The following is a 21,174-nucleotide window of genomic DNA, read 5'->3' as shown; positions in this document are numbered from 1 at the left end:
CCAACCGGATTTCGTATTGAGGGCGTTGCGCGCGGGATGCGGGCAGCGCCCTTAATCATTCAAGCTTGTTAATCCTTTTTCAGGATCGTCAGCGCCATTCAACGAAATGAGGGCGCCATGCAAACGGTTCGGCAGATTGCCAAGGAAATTGTGCATCGGGAAGGCGGGTTCGTAAGCGACCCGGACGATCCGGGCGGGACAACCAAGTTTGGAGTCACGATCCATACTATGCGCAGGCTTGGATTGGATCTGACTGGGGATGGGCTGGTTGACGAAATGGACGTTCGGGCGCTTACTCAACGCGAGGCAGTCGATATCTTTGTTCAGCACTACTTTGAAAAACCGCGTATCGCGCTGCTGCCAGAGGTTCTGCATGCTTCTGTCTTCGATATGTATGTGAATGCGGGTGCACAGGCGGTGAAAATTCTGCAACGGCTATTGCGCGAAATGGGGTTTGAAGTTGTGGCAGATGGCGTGATCGGCGTGCAAACGGCGCAGGCGTGCGAAGAGGCGGCACAGCCTGATCCCAATGCGCTGCGCGATGCGTACGGCGTGGCGCGGCGGAACTATTACTTTCGGCTCGCCGACAAACGCCCGGCATCCAGAAAATACGCGCGCACCCGGTCCGGGGTCAAAGGCGGCTGGATCAAAAGGGCCGAAGAGTTTCTGTCGCCGCGCTATCGTTTGTCAGAAAGTGAATTCAACGAAAGGGTTTCGGCATGGGGCTGATTTCGGGAGTATTGGCGCTGTTGTTCGGGGGCGGTCGCAACGCTGTGCGTGAAACGGTTGAAATATACCGGGAAAACGCTGAGTCTCGTGCTCAGAGAACAACAGAGTTGCAAAGCCAGGCCATGACGCAGTTTGGCGGAGAGTTTCAGGTTGCTGAGAAAGGCCTGTTCGACCGCGTCATGGATGGTGTCAACCGGTTGCCGCGCCCGGCTTTGGCGCTTGGAACGCTGGGATTGTTCGTTGCCGCAATGGTGGATCCACTGTGGTTTGCCGAACGTATGCAGGGCATTGCACTGGTGCCGGAACCTCTTTGGTGGTTGCTGGGCGTGATTGTGTCTTTCTATTTCGGTGCGCGCCATCAGAGCAAAATACAGGATTTTCAGCGGGATATAGGTGCAGCGATGCAGCGCTTGCCGACGGTCATGGGAAACATAGAAACGGTACAGGCCATGCGCAGCGACAGTCCGGGCGTCGCCGACCCTGGCCCCGATGCCAACCTGATACAGACCGCCTCACATCCCGACGCAAACCCTGCACTGAACGATTGGCGCAGGCTTCGGGGGCGCTGACCCGCGACACTATGTGCCCCCGGATCATGCGAAAGTTAATGGCCCCCAGTTCGGCCTCGGAGTATATTCCGGACATGATTACAGAGCTCGGCCACTTCGCCCTTATCCTCGCCTTTTTCGTTGCCATCGTGCAAAGCGTGGTGCCTTTGATCGGCGCTTCAAAAAACTGGACCGGCTGGATGGCGTTTGCAGAGCCTGCTGCCATCGTCCAGTTCCTGCTAACTGCGTTTTCCTTCGGTGCGCTGATCTGGGCTTTCATAATGTCGGATTTTTCGCTGCGGATCGTGGTCGAAAACAGTCATTCTGCAAAGCCGATGCTTTACAAGATCAGCGGGACGTGGGGGAACCACGAGGGGTCGATGCTGCTGTGGGTGCTGATTGTCACTCTGTTCGGAGCGATGGCAGCTTTCTTCGGGGGCGGGTTGCCCCCAAGCCTGAAGGCGCGGGTGCTGGCGGTACAATCATCCATCGCAGTCGCGTTTTTCGCATTCATTCTGTTAACTTCGAACCCGTTTGACCGGCTGGCAATAGCACCATTCGACGGTCGCGATCTGAACCCTCTCCTGCAGGATCCCGGTTTGGCTTTCCACCCGCCGTTTCTGTATCTCGGCTATGTCGGTCTGAGCATGGCTTTCAGCTTTGCCATCGCGGCACTGATCGAAGGGCGTATCGATGCGGCCTGGGGGCGATGGGTTCGCCCATGGACGCTGGCTGCCTGGGTCTTTCTGACCATAGGTATCGCGCTGGGGTCCTGGTGGGCCTATTATGAGCTGGGCTGGGGCGGTTTCTGGTTCTGGGACCCGGTTGAGAACGCTTCGTTCATGCCGTGGCTTCTGGCGGCGGCGCTGCTGCATTCCGCAATCGTTGTGGAAAAGCGCGAGGCGCTGAAAAGCTGGACCATCCTGCTGGCGATCATTGCATTCGGGTTTTCGTTGATCGGGACATTCATCGTTCGTTCAGGGCTGCTGACGTCGGTTCACGCCTTTGCCAATGATCCCGAGCGTGGTGTCTTTATTCTGATCATTCTGGTGATCTTTATCGGTGGCGCGCTGACCTTGTTTGCAGCACGGGCGCAGGCTATGGAGGCCAAGGGTGTCTTCGGCATGGTCAGCCGTGAAAGCGCGCTGATCGTGAACAACGTGTTGTTGGCGGTCAGTTGTTTCGTGGTTTTTGTCGGCACCATGTGGCCGATGTTGGCCGAGATGATGTTTGATCGAAAACTCTCGGTCGGGGCTCCGTTTTTCAATGCTGCTTTTTCACCGTTCATGGTACTGCTGGGATTAATTCTGCCGATTGGATCGATGCTGCCGTGGAAACGCGGGCGGATTGGAAAGACAGCTTGGTCCCTGCGTTATGCCTTTGGTCTGGCTCTGGCGATTTCCTTGTTGGTTTGGGCGATGCAGACCGGGCGCAGCGCTTTGGGGCCAGTGGGTCTGTTCCTTGGGGCGTGGATTACGTTTGGCGCCACAGTTGATTTGTGGAGCCGTACAGGTCGCAACGGCAGTCTGAAACGCTTGTTCCGTCTGCCGGGCGCGGATTGGGGCAAAGCCGTCGCTCATACCGGACTGGGGGTCACTATCTTTGCCATTGCCGGCCTGACGGCGTGGGAGGACGAGGATATTCGCGTCGCTCAGCTCAAACAACCTTTCGAAGTCGGGCAGTTCACACTGACGCTGCAAGACGTCCGTCGGGTTGAGGGGCCGAACTATTTCTCGACCACGGCGGATGTTCTGATTGAAAAGAATGGCCGCCCGATCGGGACATTGCATCCCGAAAAACGGGATTACCCCGTTGCGCGAATGCCCACGACAGAAGCCGCGATCGATTATCGTTTCCTTGGGGATCTCTATGTCGTGATCGGCGATCAACAGGCAGATGGCGGCTGGGTCATGCGAACCTATATCAAGCCGCTGGCAAACTGGATCTGGGGTGGATGTATCCTGATGGCGCTCGGCGGTGTCCTGAGCCTGTGTGACAGGCGGTTCCGCGTGGCCGCAGGTGCCAGAAAAACCCCGGTTGGCGGAGTACCTGCGGAATGAAACGCCTTGTTCTGATTCTGATGATGCTCGCATCACCTGTCTTTGCGGTTCAGCCTGACGAAGTACTGGATGACCCTGTTCTGGAACAACGGGCACGCGATCTCAGCGCCGGATTGCGTTGCCTTGTGTGTCGCAATGAAAGCATTGACGAAAGCAACGCAGATCTGGCCCGAGACCTGCGTCTGCTGCTGCGGGAACGGTTGGTCGCAGGGGATACGGACGAACAGGCCATCGCGTTTATCGTAGATCGGTTTGGCGAATACGTCCTTCTGAAGCCGACCACCAGCGGCTCGAACCTGCTTTTGTGGTTGGCAGGGCCCATCATGCTGTTGATCGCTGCTGTGGTTGGGCTGAACTTTCTCCGAGCCCGGGCCAAGGCTCATGCTTCGGTTGACTCCGCGGCGTTGAGCGACGACGAAAAAGAACGTCTGCGTCAAATTCTTGAAGACTGACGCGTGGTTCCGCTTTTCCCGTTCCGTCAGGGCCAGTAAGTGTGCAAAAACACTTGGCGCGACGGGAGGGTTTTCATGAATTACGAAACGGTTGCTTTGGATATTACAGACAGTCTGGCAGTTCTGACACTGAACAGGCCGGACAAGATGAACGCACTGACCACTCAGATGCGGGCAGAGATTACTCACGCCATGAAAGACGCAGCGGTCAAGGCCCGCTGTATAGTTATCACCGGTGCTGGTCCTGCGTTTTGTTCGGGGCAGGACCTGGGTGATGCGTCGTCAACCGGCAAGATCGATCTGGAACGGTCGTTGCGCGATGAATATGAACCGATGTTGGACACGATCCACAATTGCCCGGTGCCCACGATTGCCGCGGTTAACGGACCGGCAGCCGGGGCAGGCGCCAACCTCGCCCTCTGTGCCGACGTGGTAATTGCGACGGAAAGCGCCTATTTCCTGCAGGCATTTGCACGTATCGGCCTGCTTCCTGATGCTGGGGGAACATGGTTCATGCCTCGCCAGATGGGGCTGGCCAAAGCAATGGGCGCGGCCTTGTTTGCAGACAAGATCACTGCAAAGCAGGCGGATGAATGGGGCATGATCTGGGAAGCCGTGCCGGATGACGTATTTGTCGACCATTGGCGCAAAAGGGCAGAGTATCTGGCGAAAGGTCCCACGGCGGCCTATGACGCGATCAAGCGGGCCATTCGCGGAACCTACGAAAACACCCTGCAACAGCAGCTTGAGACCGAGGCGCACCTGCAAGGCAAATGTGGCCGCTCCAGAGATTTCGCCGAAGGCGTGGTGGCCTTTATGGAAAAACGCCCTCCGAAATTCGAAGGGCGCTGATCAGGCTGGTATCATGCGCGGCGGCGGCGGCGTGTGCGGCGTTCCGGTGTCGCATCGTCATCCGTCCCGTCCGAGGCGGATGTAAACGAACCCAGAGCATCAGCAATCTGATCGAGAGTCGGGCGTTCGCCACGACGCGTGGTGTCCAACGCCTCACGCATCTTGCGCAGGTGATCGGGCATGGTTCCGCAGCACCCGCCAATGATCGTCGCGCCGGCATCCCGCGCCATGGCGGCATACTGCCCCATCAGCTCGGGCGTGCCGTCATAGTGGATGTGACCATCCACGTATTTCGGAATGCCTGCGTTGCCCTTCGAGATCAGTGGGCGCTCAGTCCCTTGCGCGGCAAAACCCAGAACGGTGCGCAGAATGTCAGATGCGCCAGTGCCGCAATTGGCGCCAAACGCGATAGGCGGATTCGGCAAGGTTTCGACCAGTTGGGCCAGATCGGCTGATGTCACACCCATCATCGTGCGACCGGCCGTGTCAAAGCTCATCGTGCCGCACCAGGGCATGTCGGTCAGGGCAAAGGCTTCGGCAGCGGCGCGGAACTCTTCGGGTGCGCTGATGGTTTCCACCCACAGAACATCCACGCCACCTTCTTTCAGCGCTTCAGCCTGTTCGTGGAACATTTCCACTGCTTCGGCGTGCGACAGGCTGCCGACCGGTTCCATGATTTCTCCGGTTGGACCGACCGATCCTGCAACAATGACAGGTCGTCCGGCTTTGTCGGCGACTTCACGTCCCAGCTCTGCACCGATGCGGTTCAACTCTCCCACGCGATTCTGCGCGTCGTGCAGTTTCAGCCGTGCCGATGTGCCGCCGAATGTGTTGGTCAGGAACAGGTCGCTGCCTGCATCAACCGAACCCTGATACAGCGCCCGGATCTTGTCCGGAGCATCCACGTTCCAAAGTTCAGGAGCGTCACCAGACTGCAGGCCCATGTTGAACAGGTTCGTCCCTGTTGCACCATCGGCCAGAATGGCGTCATTGGTTTCCAGAAGCTTGCTCAGCGCGTTTGTCATAGGGTTGTTCCAGAAAAAGGCGCAAAACGCCGTTAAAAAGAGACGCCCCGTGTCTCATGACCAAGGCGTCAAATCAAATTCATAAAACTCATGAAGATCATGAGTCAGGCACCTGAGGCTCAGCCTTTCTCGCTCAGGACCTGCGCCTTGGCTTCCGGCAGAAGATCGGCCATTTTTGCGCGGATTTCGTCGTCCGAGGACAGGTTTCCGAGATCGCCCGAAACCTTGCGTACGACATCTTCGTGTCCGGCTTCCTCAAAGTCTGAAATTACAACCGTCCTTGCATATTCCTCTGCATCTGCACCAGTTTTACCAAGCTTTTCTGCGGCCCACAGACCCAGAAGCTTGTTGCAGCGGGCCTGCGCCTTGAACTGCATCTCTTCATCATGGGCAAACTTGGCTTCAAAGGCGTTTTCGCGTTCGTCGAACGTGGTCATAGGGTAAGGACCTCTTGGGTTACATCTTGTTTCCTGATGATATGACTATACGACGTCCCATACGCAAGGGATTTGCGCTGCGTCAAAGCCTCTCGGGTACATGAACTTGCGGGAAATGGGTGCTTGGACTATGAGGACGCCAACGTGAGGGGACTCAATCCCTCTGTGCAGAGTGGAAAGGTCGCTTATGGCGCGTCGCAAGAAAATCTACGAAGGCAAGGCCAAGATTCTGTACGAAGGCCCTGAACCGGGCACGATCGTTCAGTATTTCAAAGATGACGCTACTGCCTTCAACGCGGAAAAGAAGGACGTGATCGACGGTAAGGGGGTGCTCAACAATCGCCTGTCCGAGTTCTTCATGACCGGCCTGACCCAGATCGGCATCCCGAACCACTTCATTCGCCGCCTGAACATGCGTGAGCAGTTGGTTCGCAACTGCGAAATCGTTCCGCTGGAAGTGATCGTGCGCAACTATGCCGCCGGATCGATGTCCAAGCGTCTGGGTATTGCAGAAGGCACCCAACTGCCCCGACCGATCGTCGAGTATTGCTACAAGGACGACTCGCTGGGTGACCCGCTTGTCACCGAAGAACACATTGCCGCTTTTGGCTGGGCCAGCCAGCAGGACATGGACGATATCCTCAGCCTCGCCCTGCGGGTGAACGACTTCATGAGTGGTGTGATGCTGGCGGTGGGCATCCGTTTGGTGGACTTCAAGATCGAGATCGGACGCGTGTTCGAAGGCGACTATCAGCGCCTGATCGTTGCTGATGAAATCAGCCCCGACAGCTGCCGCCTGTGGGATATCGAAACTGGCCAGAAACTGGACAAGGACGTCTTCCGCCGCGATTTGGGCAGTTTGACCGACGCCTATTCCGAAGTTGCACGCCGACTGGGCGTCCTGCCCAGCAACAATGTCACCAAACCGACGCTGATCAACTAAGCAGGGCTGGATCGGAACCTCGCCAAAGCGCCGCGGCTGTGTTTGCGGCGTTTTTTCGTTGGCGGTTGAATTTGACAGCCTCCCGTTTCCTGAGCATGTTTGCCCCGTGCAGTCACAAAAGGTTCAGGATGGGTGTCAAATGGCTGAACTGTTTGATCAGACGGTGTTTCTGAAGTTTCTGGCAGCCGTGCTTGCAATCTTCAATCCGCTGTACAATATCCCGATCTTTCTGAGCATGACCAAGAACTGTACTGCGGCCGAACGGCGGCATGTTGCGGTCGTTGTTACGATTTCGGTTACTGTCATTGCGCTGACCGCGGTTGTGATCGGGGAAGAAGTGCTCGGGGTGTTCGGTATTGATGTGCCGTCTTTTCGGATTGCTGGCGGGATCATCATTTTCGGAATCGGGATGTCGATGTTGAAGGCCGAGGACAGGCCGCCGGGCGATCAGGCTGCGATGGACGACGGGCATGAGCGCAAATTGAATTTCGCCGTCGTACCGCTGGCCATTCCTCTGACCATCGGGCCGGGCACGATTGCCATTACGATTGTTTTTTCGCACCAACTCTCTAACGGCGCCGAAATCTTGACGCTGGGTTCGGCGATCCTGATTGCCTGCGCGATCGTGGGGCTGGGTTTGTTGTTCGCAGATCAGATCTCGCGCCTGTTGGGTGAGACAATGATCAATGTCCTGACCCGGATCATGGCAATCCTGCTGGTCGCCGTCGCGGTCGAGATGGTTCTGACGGGCACGTTCCATGCAATTGATGCGCATTATCCGGGATTGGTCAAAGAAAGCGGATAGTTGGATTGCTGCGGCAAACTGCTTTGCAAACAGGGTTGTCGAATGCCATTTGGCGCGCTATCCCCCGCGCAACGAAATGGGCCGCAGATTGCGGCCCGCAGGTGGAGTTGCCAAAATGAAAGCACGGGTTCATGTGATGCTCAAGAACGGGGTGCTGGACCCGCAGGGCGAAGCAGTTCGGCACGCATTGGGTGCAATGGGCTTTGATCAGGTCGAAGGTGTGCGTCAGGGCAAGGTGATCGACCTTGAACTGGCCGACGGCGCGACCGAAGCAGATGTGACCGAGATGTGCGAAAAGCTGTTGGCCAACACGGTTATCGAACGCTACGAGATCGAACTGGTCTGATTGAATGCGGGCCGCGCGTCTGATCACCTCCCGTCAGCCGCTTGAGGTAACGACGATCCCGGATCCCGCACCTGCGGAAGACGGCGTGATCGTGCGAGTGCTGGCCTGCGGCGTGTGCCGGTCAGACTGGCACGCGTGGTCTGGTTCGGATCCGGACGTCGTCTTGCCCATCACTCCCGGGCATGAATATTGCGGAGAGGTGGTTTCAGTCGGCGCGCGCGTCACCCGGTGGCGTGTCGGGGATCGGGTGATCGCACCATTCATTCTGGCCTGCGGCCGGTGTCCGGATTGCGCGCAGGGTCATCAGACGATCTGCCCCGATCAGGTTGTACCGGGGTTCACCTGTGACGGCGCTTTTGCGGAATACATAGCGGTGGCGCATGCCGATGCGAACCTGACGTCATTGCCCGACAGTATTGCGCCGGAAACCGCGGCCGCGTTGGGGTGTCGGGTGACGACAGCCTGGCAGGCTCTGGTCGGTCGGGCAAAGGTTCAGGGTGGTGAATGGATCGCTGTCTTCGGCGGCGGCGGAGTAGGGATATCCACGCTTCTTTTGGGTAAGGCGCTTGGCGCTCGTATCGTGGTTGTCGATATCACGGATGATAAACTGAACTATGCCAAGGCTCTGGGCGCTGACGCGGCGGTCAATGCGGCTACCTGCGATGCGCCGCAGGCGGTGAAGGATCTCACCGGTGGCGGTGCTCATGTTGCGATTGAGGCGCTTGGCGTTGAAGTTACGACCGTTTCAGCGATGCGATCCCTGCGTAAAATGGGGCGCATGGTGCAGATCGGGATGCCTGCCGGGGACCACACTCAGATGGCGTTGCCGATGGATGTTCTTTATTCCGGTCAGCTTTCTGTCTTCGGAACGCGTGGAATGCCAAGCTGGCGCTATCCCTCTTTGTTATCGCTGATCGCAGGCGGTGGAGTTGACCTGAGCCCATTGGTCACGCGAAAAATATCTCTGAACCAGGTGAGCACAGAGCTTGCCGCCTTTGACCATTCAACTCCTCCGGGCGTTGCGGTCGTCACCGATTTTGTCTCGTAGGAGGGCCCGCCATGCGCGCAGCCGTAATCGTATTCCCCGGATCAAACTGTGACCGAGACCTCGCGGTCGCTTTCGAGCAGGCCGGTTTTCAGGTCGACATGATCTGGCACAAAGATGCCGCGCTGCCGGAAGGCATTGATATCGTGGGCGTTCCAGGTGGTTTTTCCTATGGCGACTATTTGCGCTGTGGTGCAATTGCCGCGAAATCTCCGATCTGCAAGGCCGTGGTCAATCACACCGAACGTGGCGGTTACGCCTTGGGGATTTGCAACGGATTCCAGGTTCTCACGGAAACGGGTATCCTGCCGGGGGCACTGTTGCGAAATGCCGGGTTGAAATACATCTGCAAGACCGTGGGCCTGAAAGTCGCAACCAGCGACAGTGTTTTTACCGGCGGCTACAATGCGGGCGACGTGATCGGTATTCCGATCGCGCATCACGACGGCAACTATTTCGCAGATGACGCGACGCTGGCGGCGTTGAGGGATCAGGACAGGATCGCATTCACCTATACCGAGAACCCCAACGGTTCGGTCGGTGATATCGCGGGGATCCTTTCCGAAAACCGTCGTGTTCTGGGTATGATGCCGCACCCCGAACGCGCGGCGGACCAAGGGCATGGCGGCACCGACGGGGCGGCGCTGTTCCGCGCATTGTCAGGTGTGTTTCAAGCGGCGTGACTTGAGGTCACGCGCGCCCACGCGTAACGTCTGACCATGAACTCGGACGTGCGATCAGGCTGGTCAAAACTGCTGAAACCGTTTCGCGGCGCCCCATTGGGATGGCGGCTGCGGCTGGCTGTTCTGGTTTTGATGGTGGCGACAATCGCAACGGTTTGGGTCACCAACCGTCTGCTGACTGACAGGTTCACCGAATCCACACGCAATCGGGCCGAGCTGCGCCTTGCGCTGTATTCCGGTAATTTGCTGAGCGAATTGCGGCGCAATTCCATCGTGCCGCAATTGCTGGCGCGGGACCCGACCCTGATTTCGGCGTTGCAATCCAGGGACTATTCGCTGTCGACGCAGCGATTGATCTCTTTCGTCGAAGAAATCGGTGCGGCGTCGCTGAGGTTGTTGGATGGTGACGGACGAACGGTTGCAGCGACAGATCGGAGTAAACTGGGCGAGGCACACAGGAACACATCGTATTTCGTGGACGCGATCCGGTCAAATGCGACAATCTTTTCCGTCATTCCCAAGGAATCCGGCGGGTACAGCTTTGTCTACTCACGGCGACTTGAAAACAGCGCTGAAATACTGGGCGTAATTGTTGTCGAAGTCGATCTGCAAAAGTTTGAACAGGCCTGGGCCGGTATTTCTGATGCGGTGATGGTTACAGACAGCACCGGAACCATCATCTTGTCTACTGAGCCGCGCTGGCGAGGTCTAGATGAGGGCTCGGCCCTGCTGCGTCAGCCACCTCAAGGGGCCATCCAGCGGGCCATTCGCGCAACGACCGATTGGACAGCTTTGCCACCCGACGCCTACCTGCAAGGCGAGGCGGTAATGCGTCTGGAAACGCGCATTCCCTTCCGCGGCTGGCAAATGACGTCATTCACGACCTATGCCTCGATCCGCGAGAAAGTGAACAGCGTTCTGGCGCTCGAGATCATGGGCTTTGCGATTCTTCTGGCGCTGGCGTTCTACGCGCTGAGCCGACGCGCGACGTTGCGCATGACCCTGTTTCAGCGCGAGTCGGCAGAGCTTCGCGCATTGAACGCCCGGCTACAGCGGGAAATCGCTGAACGCGAACGGGTTGAAAAGACGTTGGATTTGGCTGAACAGACCCTTGCCCAAAGCTCGAAACTGGCGGCATTGGGTGAGATGTCAGCCGCAGTCAGTCACGAGCTGAATCAACCGCTGGCTGCAATGAAAACCTATCTGGCCGGTGCCCGTTTGCTGTTGCGTCGAAACCGGCCTGAAGAAGCGCTGGCAAGTTTCGGCCGCATCGATGGTCTGATCGAACGGATGGGGGCGATTACGCGGCAGCTCAAATCTTACGCCCGCAAGGGGGCGGACGCGTTTTCACCTGTAAACCTTGGCGAAGCACTGGCCTCTGCCTTGTCGATGATGGAACCGCAGTTGCGCCAGCGCCATGTCAAGATCACTCAGATCCTGCCTGAAGAACCGGTGATGGTGATGGGGGACCGGATGCGGATCGAGCAGGTTATGGTCAACCTCTTGAGAAACGCGCTGGACGCCACCAAATCAATGGCAGAGCCAGATGTGGAAATCATCCTGGCGGCGGGTGATACGGCTGTACTGACGGTGCGCGACAACGGGCATGGGATCGAGAATATCGAGAACCTGTTCGAGCCGTTCTATACCACCAAACAACCCGGAGATGGAGTTGGGCTGGGGCTTGCCATCTCGTCAGGGATCGTGAACGACCATGGGGGACGGTTGACTGCGCGCAACGGCCAATACGGCGGTGCGGTGTTTGAAATGCAGTTGCCAGCACTGGGAAGCGACGGCCTCGAGGCCGCGGAATAACGAGGAATGACTATGGCACAGGCCATGAAAATTGCCATTGTGGATGACGAACAGGACATGCGCCAGTCAATCAGCCAATGGCTTGCTTTGTCCGGATATGACACGGAAACCTTTGCCAGCGCGGAAGATGCGCTCAAGGTTCTGGGTCCGGATTATCCAGGGATCGTAATCTCGGATATCAAGATGCCGGGTATGGATGGCATTCAGCTTCTGAAAAAGCTGATGGGAGCCGACAGTACCCTGCCGGTGATCATGATCACCGGTCACGGTGATGTCCCGATGGCGGTTGAGGCGATGCGGGTTGGCGCGTTTGATTTCCTTGAAAAACCGTTCAATCCAGACCGTATGTCTGAGCTGGCCAAACGCGCCAGCAATGCGCGCCGACTGACACTGGACAACCGTGCGCTGCGGCGCGAGCTGTCCGGTGGCACGCAGATCATGAACAAGCTGATCGGTGCCAGCCCGGTTATGGAGCGGCTGCGTGAGGATATTTTGGATCTCGGCCAGGCCGACGGTCATGTGTTGATCGACGGAGAAACCGGAACCGGGAAAACCCTTGTAGCACACGCGCTTCATGCTGTTGGCAGCCGTGCAGGCAAGAAATTTGTCCTTGTATCCTGTGCTGCGCTTGAAGAAGACGCACTGGCCAAGCGTCTCTTTGGTCCGATGATGCCCGAGGATGCGCAACTGCCTGCCATCGAAGAGGCGCGGGGCGGGACGCTGGTTCTGGAAGATGTCGAAGCGTTGAGCGATACGTTGCAGGCCAAGCTGTTGAGCGTGATGAACGAGCAAGGCACACCTGCGGAGACTCGGATCGTTGCCATCTCGAACTTGCAGGAGGCGGGCAAGACGTCGGAAGACGTGCTGCGCCCAGATCTGTTCTATCGCCTGGCGGCGCTGCGCATCACCATGCCACCGTTGCGCCAGCGTGGGGAAGATATCCTGACCCTGTTCACCCGTCTCAGTGAGCAGTTTGCCGAGGAATATGGTTGCGATGCACCTCAGGTGAGCGCGCAGGAGGCGGCGCAGTTGTTGCAGGCCCCCTGGCCGGGCAATGTGCGTCAGTTGATCAATATTGCCGAACGGGCGGTGCTTCAGTCGCGTCGTGGGTCAGGCACGATCGCGTCGCTTTTGATGTCGGATCATGAGGAAATGCAGCCGGTGATGACGACCGAAGGCAAGCCGTTGAAAGAATATGTCGAAGCGTTCGAGCGAATGCTGATCGACAACACGATGCGCAGGCACAAGGGCTCGATTGCGTCTGTCATGGATGAGCTGTGCCTCCCGCGTCGGACGCTGAACGAAAAGATGGCGAAATACGGCCTCCAGCGTTCGGATTATCTTTAAGCGATGCGATCGGGGGCTCTGCCCCCGTCGCCTATGACGCCTCCCCCGAGATATTTTTGGCCAGATGAAGTGGATCCGTCACGCTGGTTGGGTGATGGAATGCAGTTTGCCCATTGTCTTTTCCACAGGGTTGCTTTTATTGTGTCCGAACGGGCCGGGTGTATTTGACGCCTACAAGTCCCGAATCTTTGAGTTTCGCTGCTGATCCGTTGGTGAGGATCAAGACCTCGCGGTTCAGCAGACCGATTGTGCCTCGATAGGGGCAGTAGAGTACCTGAGCCCGGAACATCTGGGCGAAAGGAATAAATGGGCAGGCTGCGTTCAGACGCGCCTGTCGGAGAAGAACCGCGATGACGCGCGCGCAACGATTGAGAGAACGGGCAGGGGGCCAAAGCGCCAGACCCTGCCGCGCGCCGTCCGATATCGCCCTGACAAGACACCTCCCCAAAAGCGCCTGTCCGCCTGGACAGGTCAGGACAACGCGTTTGGCGCGGTGCACCAAGGACACATGGCTAAGAAAATGCTTATCGATGCCACCCACGCGGAAGAAACCCGCGTCGTGGTGGTGGACGGAAACAAGGTCGAGGAGTTCGATTTTGAGTCCGAAAACAAACGCCAGCTTGCTGGCAACATCTATCTTGCAAAAGTAACACGGGTTGAGCCGTCACTGCAGGCGGCTTTTGTGGATTATGGCGGGAACCGGCATGGTTTCCTGGCGTTTTCCGAAATTCATCCGGACTATTACCAGATCCCCGTTGCTGACCGCGAGGCGCTGATGGAGGAAGAGCGCGCCTATGCCGAGGCAATGAAGGCGCGCGATGAGGCTGAAGAGGCCAAACCCAAGAAGCGGCGTTCCCGGACACGTTCAAAGGCCGCGGATGTGAAATCCGACGATCCGGTCGAATCGATGGAGGTGTCGACGGAACCATCCGGCATGGAAACCATTGATTTGGATGAGGGTGACGATTCCAACGGAGACGTGCCCGAGGGTACCTCGCCGATGGAAGTCGTCGCTGAAACTCCGGTAGAGGAGCCAGATGGTGACGACGCGCTGGCGGCCGAAGAAGCGGCTGTAGCCGCATCGGATGAGGACGCGTTAGACGTTGCCGAGGTTGTCACGGAACAGGCTGTCGAGGCGTCGGAAAACGACGCAGACGAACAAGCCAAAGAGGCTGTGGAACCCGAAGAAGCAGTTCAATCGGAAGGGGATGAAACCCAATCTGAATCGGAGCAAACAGAAGAACCTGTTGACGCTACTGAGCATCAACAGGACTCCGATGAGGACGGCAACGATACGCTGAACGCTGACGCTGCTTCAAAAGACGCTTCGATTGAAACGGTAGCTGATGAGGATGACAGCGAAGACATTCGTCCGCCGCGCAAACCGCGCCCGCGTCGCTACAAGATACAGGAAGTCATCAAAGTACGTCAGGTCCTGCTGGTTCAGGTCGTCAAGGAAGAGCGTGGCAACAAGGGTGCCGCTCTGACCACGTATTTGTCGCTGGCCGGTCGCTATTGCGTTTTGATGCCGAACACGGCGCGCGGCGGCGGCATCAGCCGTAAGATCACCAATGCGCCGGACCGTAAAAAACTGAAAGAGATTGCTGCGGAAATTGATGTGCCTACCGGGGCTGGTCTGATCATTCGGACTGCAGGGGCCAAACGCACCAAATCCGAGATCAAGCGCGACTATGAATACCTGCAGCGCATGTGGGAACAGATCCGCGAACTGACGCTGAAATCCATTGCGCCCGCGAAAATCTATGAGGAAGGCGACCTGATCAAACGGTCGATCCGTGATCTTTATAACCGCGATATCGACGAGGTTCTGGTTGAAGGCGAGGGCGGATACCGCATCGCCAAGGATTTCATGAAGATGATCATGCCGTCTCACGCCAAGAACGTGAAACGGTATGAGGATGCGCTGCCGCTGTTCGCGCGCTATCAGGTGGAAAGCTATCTGGCGGGGATGTTCAACCCGACCGTACAGTTGAAATCCGGTGGCTATATCGTGATCGGCGTGACTGAAGCACTGGTGGCGATCGACGTGAACTCGGGCCGTGCCACGAAGGAAGGGTCGATCGAGGAAACCGCACTCAAGACCAACCTTGAGGCTGCAGAGGAGGTTGCACGGCAGTTGCGTCTGCGCGATCTGGCCGGTCTTATCGTGATCGACTTCATCGATATGGATGAGCGCAAGAATAATGCGGCCGTTGAAAAGCGTATGAAAGAGCGGTTGAAAACCGACCGTGCGCGCATCCAAGTGGGTCGTATTTCGGGCTTTGGCTTGATGGAAATGAGCCGTCAGCGCCTGCGCCCCGGTATGATCGAGGCAACGACACAGCCTTGCCCTGCGTGTCATGGCACCGGCCTGATCCGCTCGGACGACAACATGGCTTTGTCTATCCTGCGTCAAATTGAAGAAGAAGGTACCCGTCGACGTTCGCGCGAAGTGTTAGTACGCTGCCCGGTTAGCATCGCCAACTTCCTTATGAACCAGAAACGGGAACATATTGCGCAGATTGAGGCGCGGTACGGCCTGTCGGTAAGGATCGAAGGGGATATTCATCTGGTCAGCCCGGAATTCTCGATGGAGAAATTCAAGACGGCCAGCAGGATCGTTCCCGAGGCCACGGCGCCTGTCGTGTCGGTCGATGCGTCGCTGATGGATCTTGTCGATTCCTCTGACGAGGAAGAGGCTGAAGAGGAAATCGCTCAGACCGAAGAAGAGACAAAACCCAAGCGCAAACGCCGTCGCCGCCGCCGCAAAAAGGGCTCGGGCAATGGCGACACGCAGGAGCAGAGCGCGGAAGAGGACGAAACGCCTGCACAAGAAGACGCAGAGAGCGATGCTTCTGACGTTGAAAATGCTGAATCGGCTGAAGCTGAAGCTTCGGAGGAAGAGAAGCCTGCCAAGCCCAAGCGCAAACGTGCTCCACGTCGGCGTAAGAAAGACGTAACAGCGGAAGAAGCTACAAATCAGTCTGAAGAAACAACTGCCATTGCGGTTGAAGCTGTTGCAGAAGAATCAGCGACCGAAGAAGCTCGCGAGAGCATTGAGGGTGAAGGCGTTGAGGTCTCAGCGGATCAGGTTGAGGTGACCGCTGAATCTGTCGAAGCGGAACCTGATTCGTCGTTGCCAACAGAGCAATCTGTAAACGGCACGGATATGGCGCATGCGGCGGAACAGACCGATGAGTCAGAAGAGCCATCTATGGAAGCTGTGGAAGCATCCGAGGTAAAAGATGCCGACGATCCCGTCGATGACGCGCCAGTAGCAGCTACGCCCGAGCCGGTGCTGGAAGCCGTCGCGGAAGAACCTGACCCTGTATCAACTAAGCCTAAACGGCGCGGTTGGTGGTCGCTGGGAAGTTGACAAAAAAGGCGGGCTGACAGGCCCGCCTTTTTTTGACCTCACGAAAGGTCAGCAGGATTTCCGGATCAGATAAATCTGATGCGCGCCGTCAAGGTCTTGCGAAAGTAGCGTGTGTCCGGCCTCGGCACAAAAATGTGGGACATCCACTATGGCCGCAGGATCATCGGCCAGTACCCGCAGAACAGCACCTTCAGGCATAGACTTCAGTCGTTTTCGGGCTTTCAGGACGGGCAACGGGCACAACAGGCCCAAGGCGTCCAGGGTATCTGTAATCTCTGACATGATTTTCGGGATAGGGTGAAGTTGTAATATTGTCCAGATTTCGAGCACGAGGATGTGACTGTTTGGCCCCGTGACGGATCGTTCTTCATCACATATGTGCAGAAACATGTTCGGAATCGAAATCATAGACGCGGGACTTCTGCCCGCCATGTTCGTCGCGCTTCTGGGTGGTTTGATCAGCTTTCTGTCGCCCTGCGTATTGCCCATCGTACCGCCTTACCTGGCGTATATGAGCGGCGTCACCATACATGAGATGCAGGACGAGGCGCGCGCGCGGCGCAAGGCAACCATGTCGGCCCTGTTCTTTGTCATGGGCCTGTCGACCGTCTTTTTGCTGCTTGGATTTACCGCATCGGCCTTTGGCGCGTTTGTGCTGCAAAATCAGGTGCTATTTGCCAAGTTATCCGGAGCCGTTGTTATTGTCTTCGGTCTGCACTTCCTGAATGTTTTCCGGATTCCTTTTCTGGATCGCGAAGCACGGATTGAAACCGGTGATTCCGGTGGTTCGGTCTTTGGTGCCTATATCCTTGGCCTTGCTTTTGCATTCGGCTGGACTCCGTGCATTGGGCCACAACTGGGGGCGATCCTGTCACTGGCTGCCAACGAAGCCTCGGTTGCACGAGGCACGCTTTTGCTGGGTGTTTACGCTGCGGGTTTGGGTATTCCGTTCTTGTTGGCAGCCATGTTCCTGAATCGCTCTATGACCGTGATGAACCGGATCAAACCGTATATGGGCACGATCGAGAAGGTCATGGGCGGCCTGCTGTTGTTTGTCGGAATAATGCTGATCACGGGTCTTTTCACCCGCTTTAGCTGGTGGCTGCTGGAAACCTTCCCGGCGCTGGCAAATTTCGGTTGAGCACCTGACCCTCTTACCTTGAACTCAAGCCTGCGTTAACCTGCGCGTCAGAAGGTAAGGGCATGAGCAGTCACACAAATCAGCCGCGGGTGCGCAGACGTCGGGTGTTCTATATACCCGGCTACGATCCGATGCCGCCTCGGCGGTATCGAGAGTTGTATCGCACCGAGTCTCAAAAACAGGCCCGGATCTCGGGGTACGAGATCGCAATCGCCCCAAAGACGACAGGCGAGCGTTTTGGGTGGCGTGTGACCTCGGAACAAGATGGCCTGACCGTTGAAACTGAGTTCGAGGTTCTGGTGTGGTCCGACATCGTGCGCGACAGCATGTCGGTCTCGATTCCGGCGACCTATTGGCAATTGGCGCGCACGGCCTGGATCTACATTTCAACCGGCACATTGTGGCGTCTGATGCGCCTCCGTAAGGGGCCGGTGATCGCGGCGTTGTATCCAGTAGGTATGTTGGTGTCCCAGTTGCTGATTGCGCTTGCGGTAGCATGGGCATGCACAGCCATGGCAGGTTGGTGGGGGCTGTTCCCGGGAGCGGCCGCAGCCGTTGCGCTGTTGTTATGGTTTCGCAAGGTCGACAACCGGCTTTTTGCTTACTACCTGATGCATGATTACGCTTATTCTGCACAGTTGAAGGGAAAAACTCCTGCCAAGCTGCATGACAGGTTGGCTTCGTTTCGAGAAACGATCGAAGCTGCGCTTAAGTCCGATGTGGATGAAGTGCTGGTCGTAGGCCACAGCTCGGGCGCGCATATGGGAACGTCTGTTCTGGCTGAACTGATCCGAAAAACGAACGTGCAGGAGCGGCGGGCAGCACTGTCTTTCCTCAGTTTGGGGCAGGTTGTTCCGATGGTTTCATTTCTGCCTCAGGCATATGAGTTGCGGTCCGACCTGCAATTCCTGTCCACGCGGTCTGAACTCACCTGGGTCGATGTCTCTGCCCCCGGAGACGGCTGCGCCTTTGCTCTTTGCGATCCGGTTGCGGTCACGGGGGTTGCGCGCTCTGACAAGCGTTGGCCGCTGGTCCTGTCGGCGGCCTTTACGCAAACGTTGTCGCCGGAACGTTGGAAGGCGTTGCGATGGCGGTTTTTTCGCCTGCACTTTCAGTACCTTTGCGCGTTCGACAAGCCGGGAAGCTATGACTATTTCCGGATAACGGCTGGTCCTTTGACGCTGAAGCAAAGGTTTGCGGATCGTGAGGCTTCGCGCAGCCGCATCGAGACGCCTGTGTCCAAGTTCACCTCGGTACGCCCATGACCCCGCCCAAGCCAGAACCGCGCCCTGATAAGGTTTCTTTGCTGCGCTATTTGAAACTGTTCAGACATGACCTGCTGTCGGCCCAGCCAGCCCGGCTGTATCGCGCGTGGATGGCCGAATTCAAAACTCCGTTCTTCCGGTCGTTCATGATCAATCAACCGGACCTGATTCAAACGGTCCTCAAGAAGCGACCTGACGATTTCCCGAAATCTGGCAGGATCAGCGAAGGCCTGCGGCCGTTGCTTGGCAATTCGGTATTTCTGACCAATGGTGAGACTTGGAAACGACAGCGGAGGATTATCGATCCGGCGTTCGAAGGCGGGCGGTTGAAGGATACATTTCCTGCCATGCTGGCTGCTGCCGAGGCGTGCGTGGAACGGTTGCGACCTCACGTCGGCGGACAAATCGAATTTGAAGAACAGACAAGCCATGCGGCGGCGGACGTCATATTCCGCACCTTGTTTTCCGTTCCTATCGAACACGTTATTGCCAGTCAGGTGTTTGACAAGTTTCGGGCCTATCAGCGTGAGCAACCTTTGCTGAATCTCGCGGCCTTTGTTCCGTTGCCAAAGTGGCTGCCCCGGTTCCATTCCAAGGCGACGAAACAAAACGCGCGGGATATCAGGGCGCTGATTGCGGAACTCACCGGAACACGCGCAAAGGCCATCAAGGACGGAACGGCACCGGATGATCTGGCGACCAAGATCATGACAACGGCTGATCCCGAAACCGGACAGTTCTTCGACCCCGAGGAAATGGTTGATCAGGTAGCGGTCTTTTTTCTTGCCGGGCATGAAACCAGTGCGTCCGCCCTGGCCTGGACGCTGTACCTGATGGCCCTTTACCCGGAATGGCAACAGAAAGTTGCAGATGAAGCCGCTGTTCTGGATGAGCCTTCATTTGTCTCTGTTTCAAAACTCAGGATCAGCCGGGATGTGTTTCGCGAAGCGCTACGCCTTTATCCTCCGGTGCCCATGATGGTCCGCGAGGCCACGTGCCCCGAACGGTTCCGTAACAGGGATGTGCCGGTTGGCGCGCAAATCGTGATCAGCCCCTGGCATTTGCACCGTCAGGAGCGTTTGTGGGACAATCCGGACGGTTTTGATCCTATGCGTTGGGGCACGGAAAACGGCAAGCGCTGCCAGCGCGACGCCTACATTCCGTTCTCTGCGGGCCCTCGAGTGTGCACCGGGGCCGGGTTTGCAATGGTCGAAGGGCCGCTGATCCTGTCGATGCTCTTGCGCCGTTTCCGGTTCGAAACAATCCCGGGAAAAACACCTGTTCCGGTCGCACATCTGACGGTTCGATCTAAAGATGGCATATGGTTACGCCTGTTTGAGCGCTAACAACCTACCATCGGTTCACGCCCTGTTGTATGCGGGGAAGAACATCGGAATCATCATTGAACGGGAAAACAATATGTCCAAAGCAGAACAGCGCGCGCAGATGATCAACGGCACGGGCTTTATCGCGGCACTGGATCAAAGCGGCGGATCAACCCCGAAAGCGCTTGCGTTGTATGGTGTCGAGTCATCTGACTACAGCTCAGACGAAGAGATGTTCGGTGAAATCCAGAAGATGCGTGCCCGCATCATTCTGGCCGACGACTTCACCAAGGACAAAGTGATTGGCGCAATCCTGTTCGAACGTACGCTGGGGGAAGAGATCGAAGGTCGCAAGGTTGCCGACTACCTGTGGTCTGTCGAAGGTATCGTGCCTTTCCTGAAGATCGACAAAGGCCTGGAAGAACAGGCAAACGGCGTCCAGGTGATGAAACCGATCCCCGGTCTGGCCGAGACCCTGGCCAAGGCCGATGGTGTGTTCGGCACCAAGGAACGCTCTGTCATTCACGAAGCGAATGCCGACGGCATCGCGGCGGTGGTTGCCCAACAGTTCGACGTTGCCCGCGAAGTCACCGATGCCGGTATGGTTCCGATCGTGGAACCCGAAGTTAACATCCATTCGCAAACCAAGGCCGAGGCAGAAGAAATCCTGAAGGCGGAAATCCTCAAAAACCTCGATCAACTGGCCGAGGGTCAGGAAGTGATGCTGAAGCTGACGATCCCGACAAAGGCAAACCTGTATGACGCGCTGGCAGACCACCCGCGGGTATTGCGAGTTGTGGCCTTGTCGGGCGGTTATTCGACGGAACAAGCCTGCGACCTGTTGGGTCAGAACGGCAAGATGATCGCATCCTTCTCGCGGGCTTTGACCGAAGGTCTGTCGAAGCAGCAGTCAGATGCCGAATTCAACGCGGCTCTGGGTGGTAACATCGACAAGATTTACAAAGCCTCGGTCTGATCCG

20 protein-coding genes are annotated in these 21,174 nt (G+C 57.2%); 17 read left to right on the top strand and 3 right to left on the bottom strand.

Annotation, left to right across the window (positions count from 1 at the left end):
* The first annotated feature begins 117 nt into the window (after nt 1-117).
* The 5 genes from D1823_RS05955 to D1823_RS05935 all read left to right on the top strand — a co-directional run bounded on the left by D1823_RS05955 (nt 118) and on the right by D1823_RS05935 (nt 4,641).
* Nucleotides 118-729: a holin-associated N-acetylmuramidase gene (locus D1823_RS05955; RefSeq protein WP_117869050.1), complete on the top strand. Its 612-nt coding sequence runs from the start codon at nt 118-120 to the stop codon at nt 727-729.
* A complete protein-coding gene (locus D1823_RS05950) occupies nt 720-1,298 on the top strand; it encodes a holin family protein (protein WP_117869049.1) in 579 nt (192 codons plus the stop codon). Before D1823_RS05955 ends, D1823_RS05950 begins: the two co-directional genes overlap by 10 nt.
* A 74-nt stretch (nt 1,299-1,372) precedes the next feature.
* The gene (locus D1823_RS05945; protein ID WP_117872766.1) at nt 1,373-3,337 is read left to right on the top strand and encodes a heme lyase CcmF/NrfE family subunit; all 1,965 of its coding nucleotides are present in this window, start codon (nt 1,373-1,375) and stop codon (nt 3,335-3,337) included.
* Complete coding sequence (locus D1823_RS05940) at nt 3,334-3,789, top strand: cytochrome c-type biogenesis protein (RefSeq protein WP_117869048.1); 456 nt, start codon at nt 3,334-3,336, stop codon at nt 3,787-3,789. Before D1823_RS05945 ends, D1823_RS05940 begins: the two co-directional genes overlap by 4 nt.
* 75 nt (nt 3,790-3,864) lie before the next feature.
* Nucleotides 3,865-4,641: an enoyl-CoA hydratase-related protein gene (locus D1823_RS05935; protein ID WP_117869047.1), complete on the top strand. Its 777-nt coding sequence runs from the start codon at nt 3,865-3,867 to the stop codon at nt 4,639-4,641.
* Between the two features lie 11 nt (nt 4,642-4,652).
* Here D1823_RS05935 and bmt read toward each other — a convergent pair whose 3' ends face one another.
* Nucleotides 4,653-5,666, bottom strand: coding sequence for a betaine--homocysteine S-methyltransferase (gene bmt, locus D1823_RS05930; RefSeq protein ID WP_117869046.1), 1,014 nt, complete (start codon nt 5,664-5,666; stop codon nt 4,653-4,655).
* A 119-nt stretch (nt 5,667-5,785) separates the two neighbouring features.
* Nucleotides 5,786-6,103, bottom strand: coding sequence for a DUF1476 domain-containing protein (locus tag D1823_RS05925; RefSeq protein WP_117869045.1), 318 nt, complete (start codon nt 6,101-6,103; stop codon nt 5,786-5,788).
* A gap of 187 nt (nt 6,104-6,290) precedes the next feature.
* Here D1823_RS05925 and purC point away from each other — a divergent pair, with 187 nt between their 5' ends.
* From purC to D1823_RS05885, 8 genes are all read left to right on the top strand, one after another.
* Entirely contained in the window at nt 6,291-7,046 is a 756-nt protein-coding gene (gene purC / locus D1823_RS05920; RefSeq protein WP_117869044.1) for a phosphoribosylaminoimidazolesuccinocarboxamide synthase, read from the top strand.
* Nucleotides 7,047-7,185: 139 nt separating this feature from the next.
* Nucleotides 7,186-7,851 (top strand): MarC family protein, encoded by a 666-nt coding sequence (locus D1823_RS05915; RefSeq protein ID WP_117869043.1) that lies wholly within the window; start codon nt 7,186-7,188, stop codon nt 7,849-7,851.
* A gap of 115 nt (nt 7,852-7,966) precedes the next feature.
* Nucleotides 7,967-8,197: a phosphoribosylformylglycinamidine synthase subunit PurS gene (gene purS / locus D1823_RS05910; RefSeq protein WP_117872765.1), complete on the top strand. Its 231-nt coding sequence runs from the start codon at nt 7,967-7,969 to the stop codon at nt 8,195-8,197.
* Nucleotides 8,198-8,201: 4 nt separating this feature from the next.
* Nucleotides 8,202-9,245, top strand: coding sequence for a zinc-dependent alcohol dehydrogenase family protein (locus D1823_RS05905; protein ID WP_117869042.1), 1,044 nt, complete (start codon nt 8,202-8,204; stop codon nt 9,243-9,245).
* A gap of 11 nt (nt 9,246-9,256) precedes the next feature.
* Nucleotides 9,257-9,925, top strand: coding sequence for a phosphoribosylformylglycinamidine synthase subunit PurQ (gene purQ / locus D1823_RS05900; RefSeq protein ID WP_117869041.1), 669 nt, complete (start codon nt 9,257-9,259; stop codon nt 9,923-9,925).
* Nucleotides 9,926-9,961: 36 nt separating this feature from the next.
* Entirely contained in the window at nt 9,962-11,740 is a 1,779-nt protein-coding gene (locus tag D1823_RS05895; protein ID WP_117869040.1) for an ATP-binding protein, read from the top strand.
* Nucleotides 11,741-11,752: 12 nt separating this feature from the next.
* On the top strand, nt 11,753-13,087 hold the full coding sequence (locus D1823_RS05890) for a sigma-54 dependent transcriptional regulator (protein WP_050603452.1): 1,335 nt from the start codon (nt 11,753-11,755) through the stop codon (nt 13,085-13,087).
* A gap of 508 nt (nt 13,088-13,595) precedes the next feature.
* Nucleotides 13,596-16,463, top strand: coding sequence for a ribonuclease E/G (locus tag D1823_RS05885; protein ID WP_117869039.1), 2,868 nt, complete (start codon nt 13,596-13,598; stop codon nt 16,461-16,463).
* A gap of 48 nt (nt 16,464-16,511) precedes the next feature.
* Here the strand turns inward: D1823_RS05885 and D1823_RS05880 are convergent, their stop codons facing one another.
* The gene (locus D1823_RS05880) at nt 16,512-16,745 is read right to left on the bottom strand and encodes a sulfurtransferase TusA family protein (RefSeq protein WP_117872764.1); all 234 of its coding nucleotides are present in this window, start codon (nt 16,743-16,745) and stop codon (nt 16,512-16,514) included.
* 106 nt (nt 16,746-16,851) lie between these two features.
* Here D1823_RS05880 and D1823_RS05875 point away from each other — a divergent pair, with 106 nt between their 5' ends.
* The 4 genes from D1823_RS05875 to D1823_RS05860 all read left to right on the top strand — a co-directional run bounded on the left by D1823_RS05875 (nt 16,852) and on the right by D1823_RS05860 (nt 21,170).
* Nucleotides 16,852-17,604 (top strand): cytochrome c biogenesis CcdA family protein, encoded by a 753-nt coding sequence (locus D1823_RS05875; RefSeq protein ID WP_117869038.1) that lies wholly within the window; start codon nt 16,852-16,854, stop codon nt 17,602-17,604.
* Nucleotides 17,605-17,666: 62 nt separating this feature from the next.
* Complete coding sequence (locus D1823_RS05870; RefSeq protein ID WP_117869037.1) at nt 17,667-18,869, top strand: hypothetical protein; 1,203 nt, start codon at nt 17,667-17,669, stop codon at nt 18,867-18,869.
* Complete coding sequence (locus D1823_RS05865; RefSeq protein ID WP_117869036.1) at nt 18,866-20,215, top strand: cytochrome P450; 1,350 nt, start codon at nt 18,866-18,868, stop codon at nt 20,213-20,215. The genes D1823_RS05870 and D1823_RS05865 overlap by 4 nt, the downstream gene beginning before the upstream one ends.
* A gap of 73 nt (nt 20,216-20,288) precedes the next feature.
* Nucleotides 20,289-21,170: a fructose bisphosphate aldolase gene (locus D1823_RS05860; RefSeq protein ID WP_117872763.1), complete on the top strand. Its 882-nt coding sequence runs from the start codon at nt 20,289-20,291 to the stop codon at nt 21,168-21,170.
* Nucleotides 21,171-21,174: the final 4 nt, after the last annotated feature.

Source organism: Ruegeria sp. AD91A, assembly GCF_003443535.1.
GTDB lineage: Bacteria > Pseudomonadota > Alphaproteobacteria > Rhodobacterales > Rhodobacteraceae > Ruegeria.
This window is presented reverse-complemented; position numbering and strand designations above follow the sequence as displayed.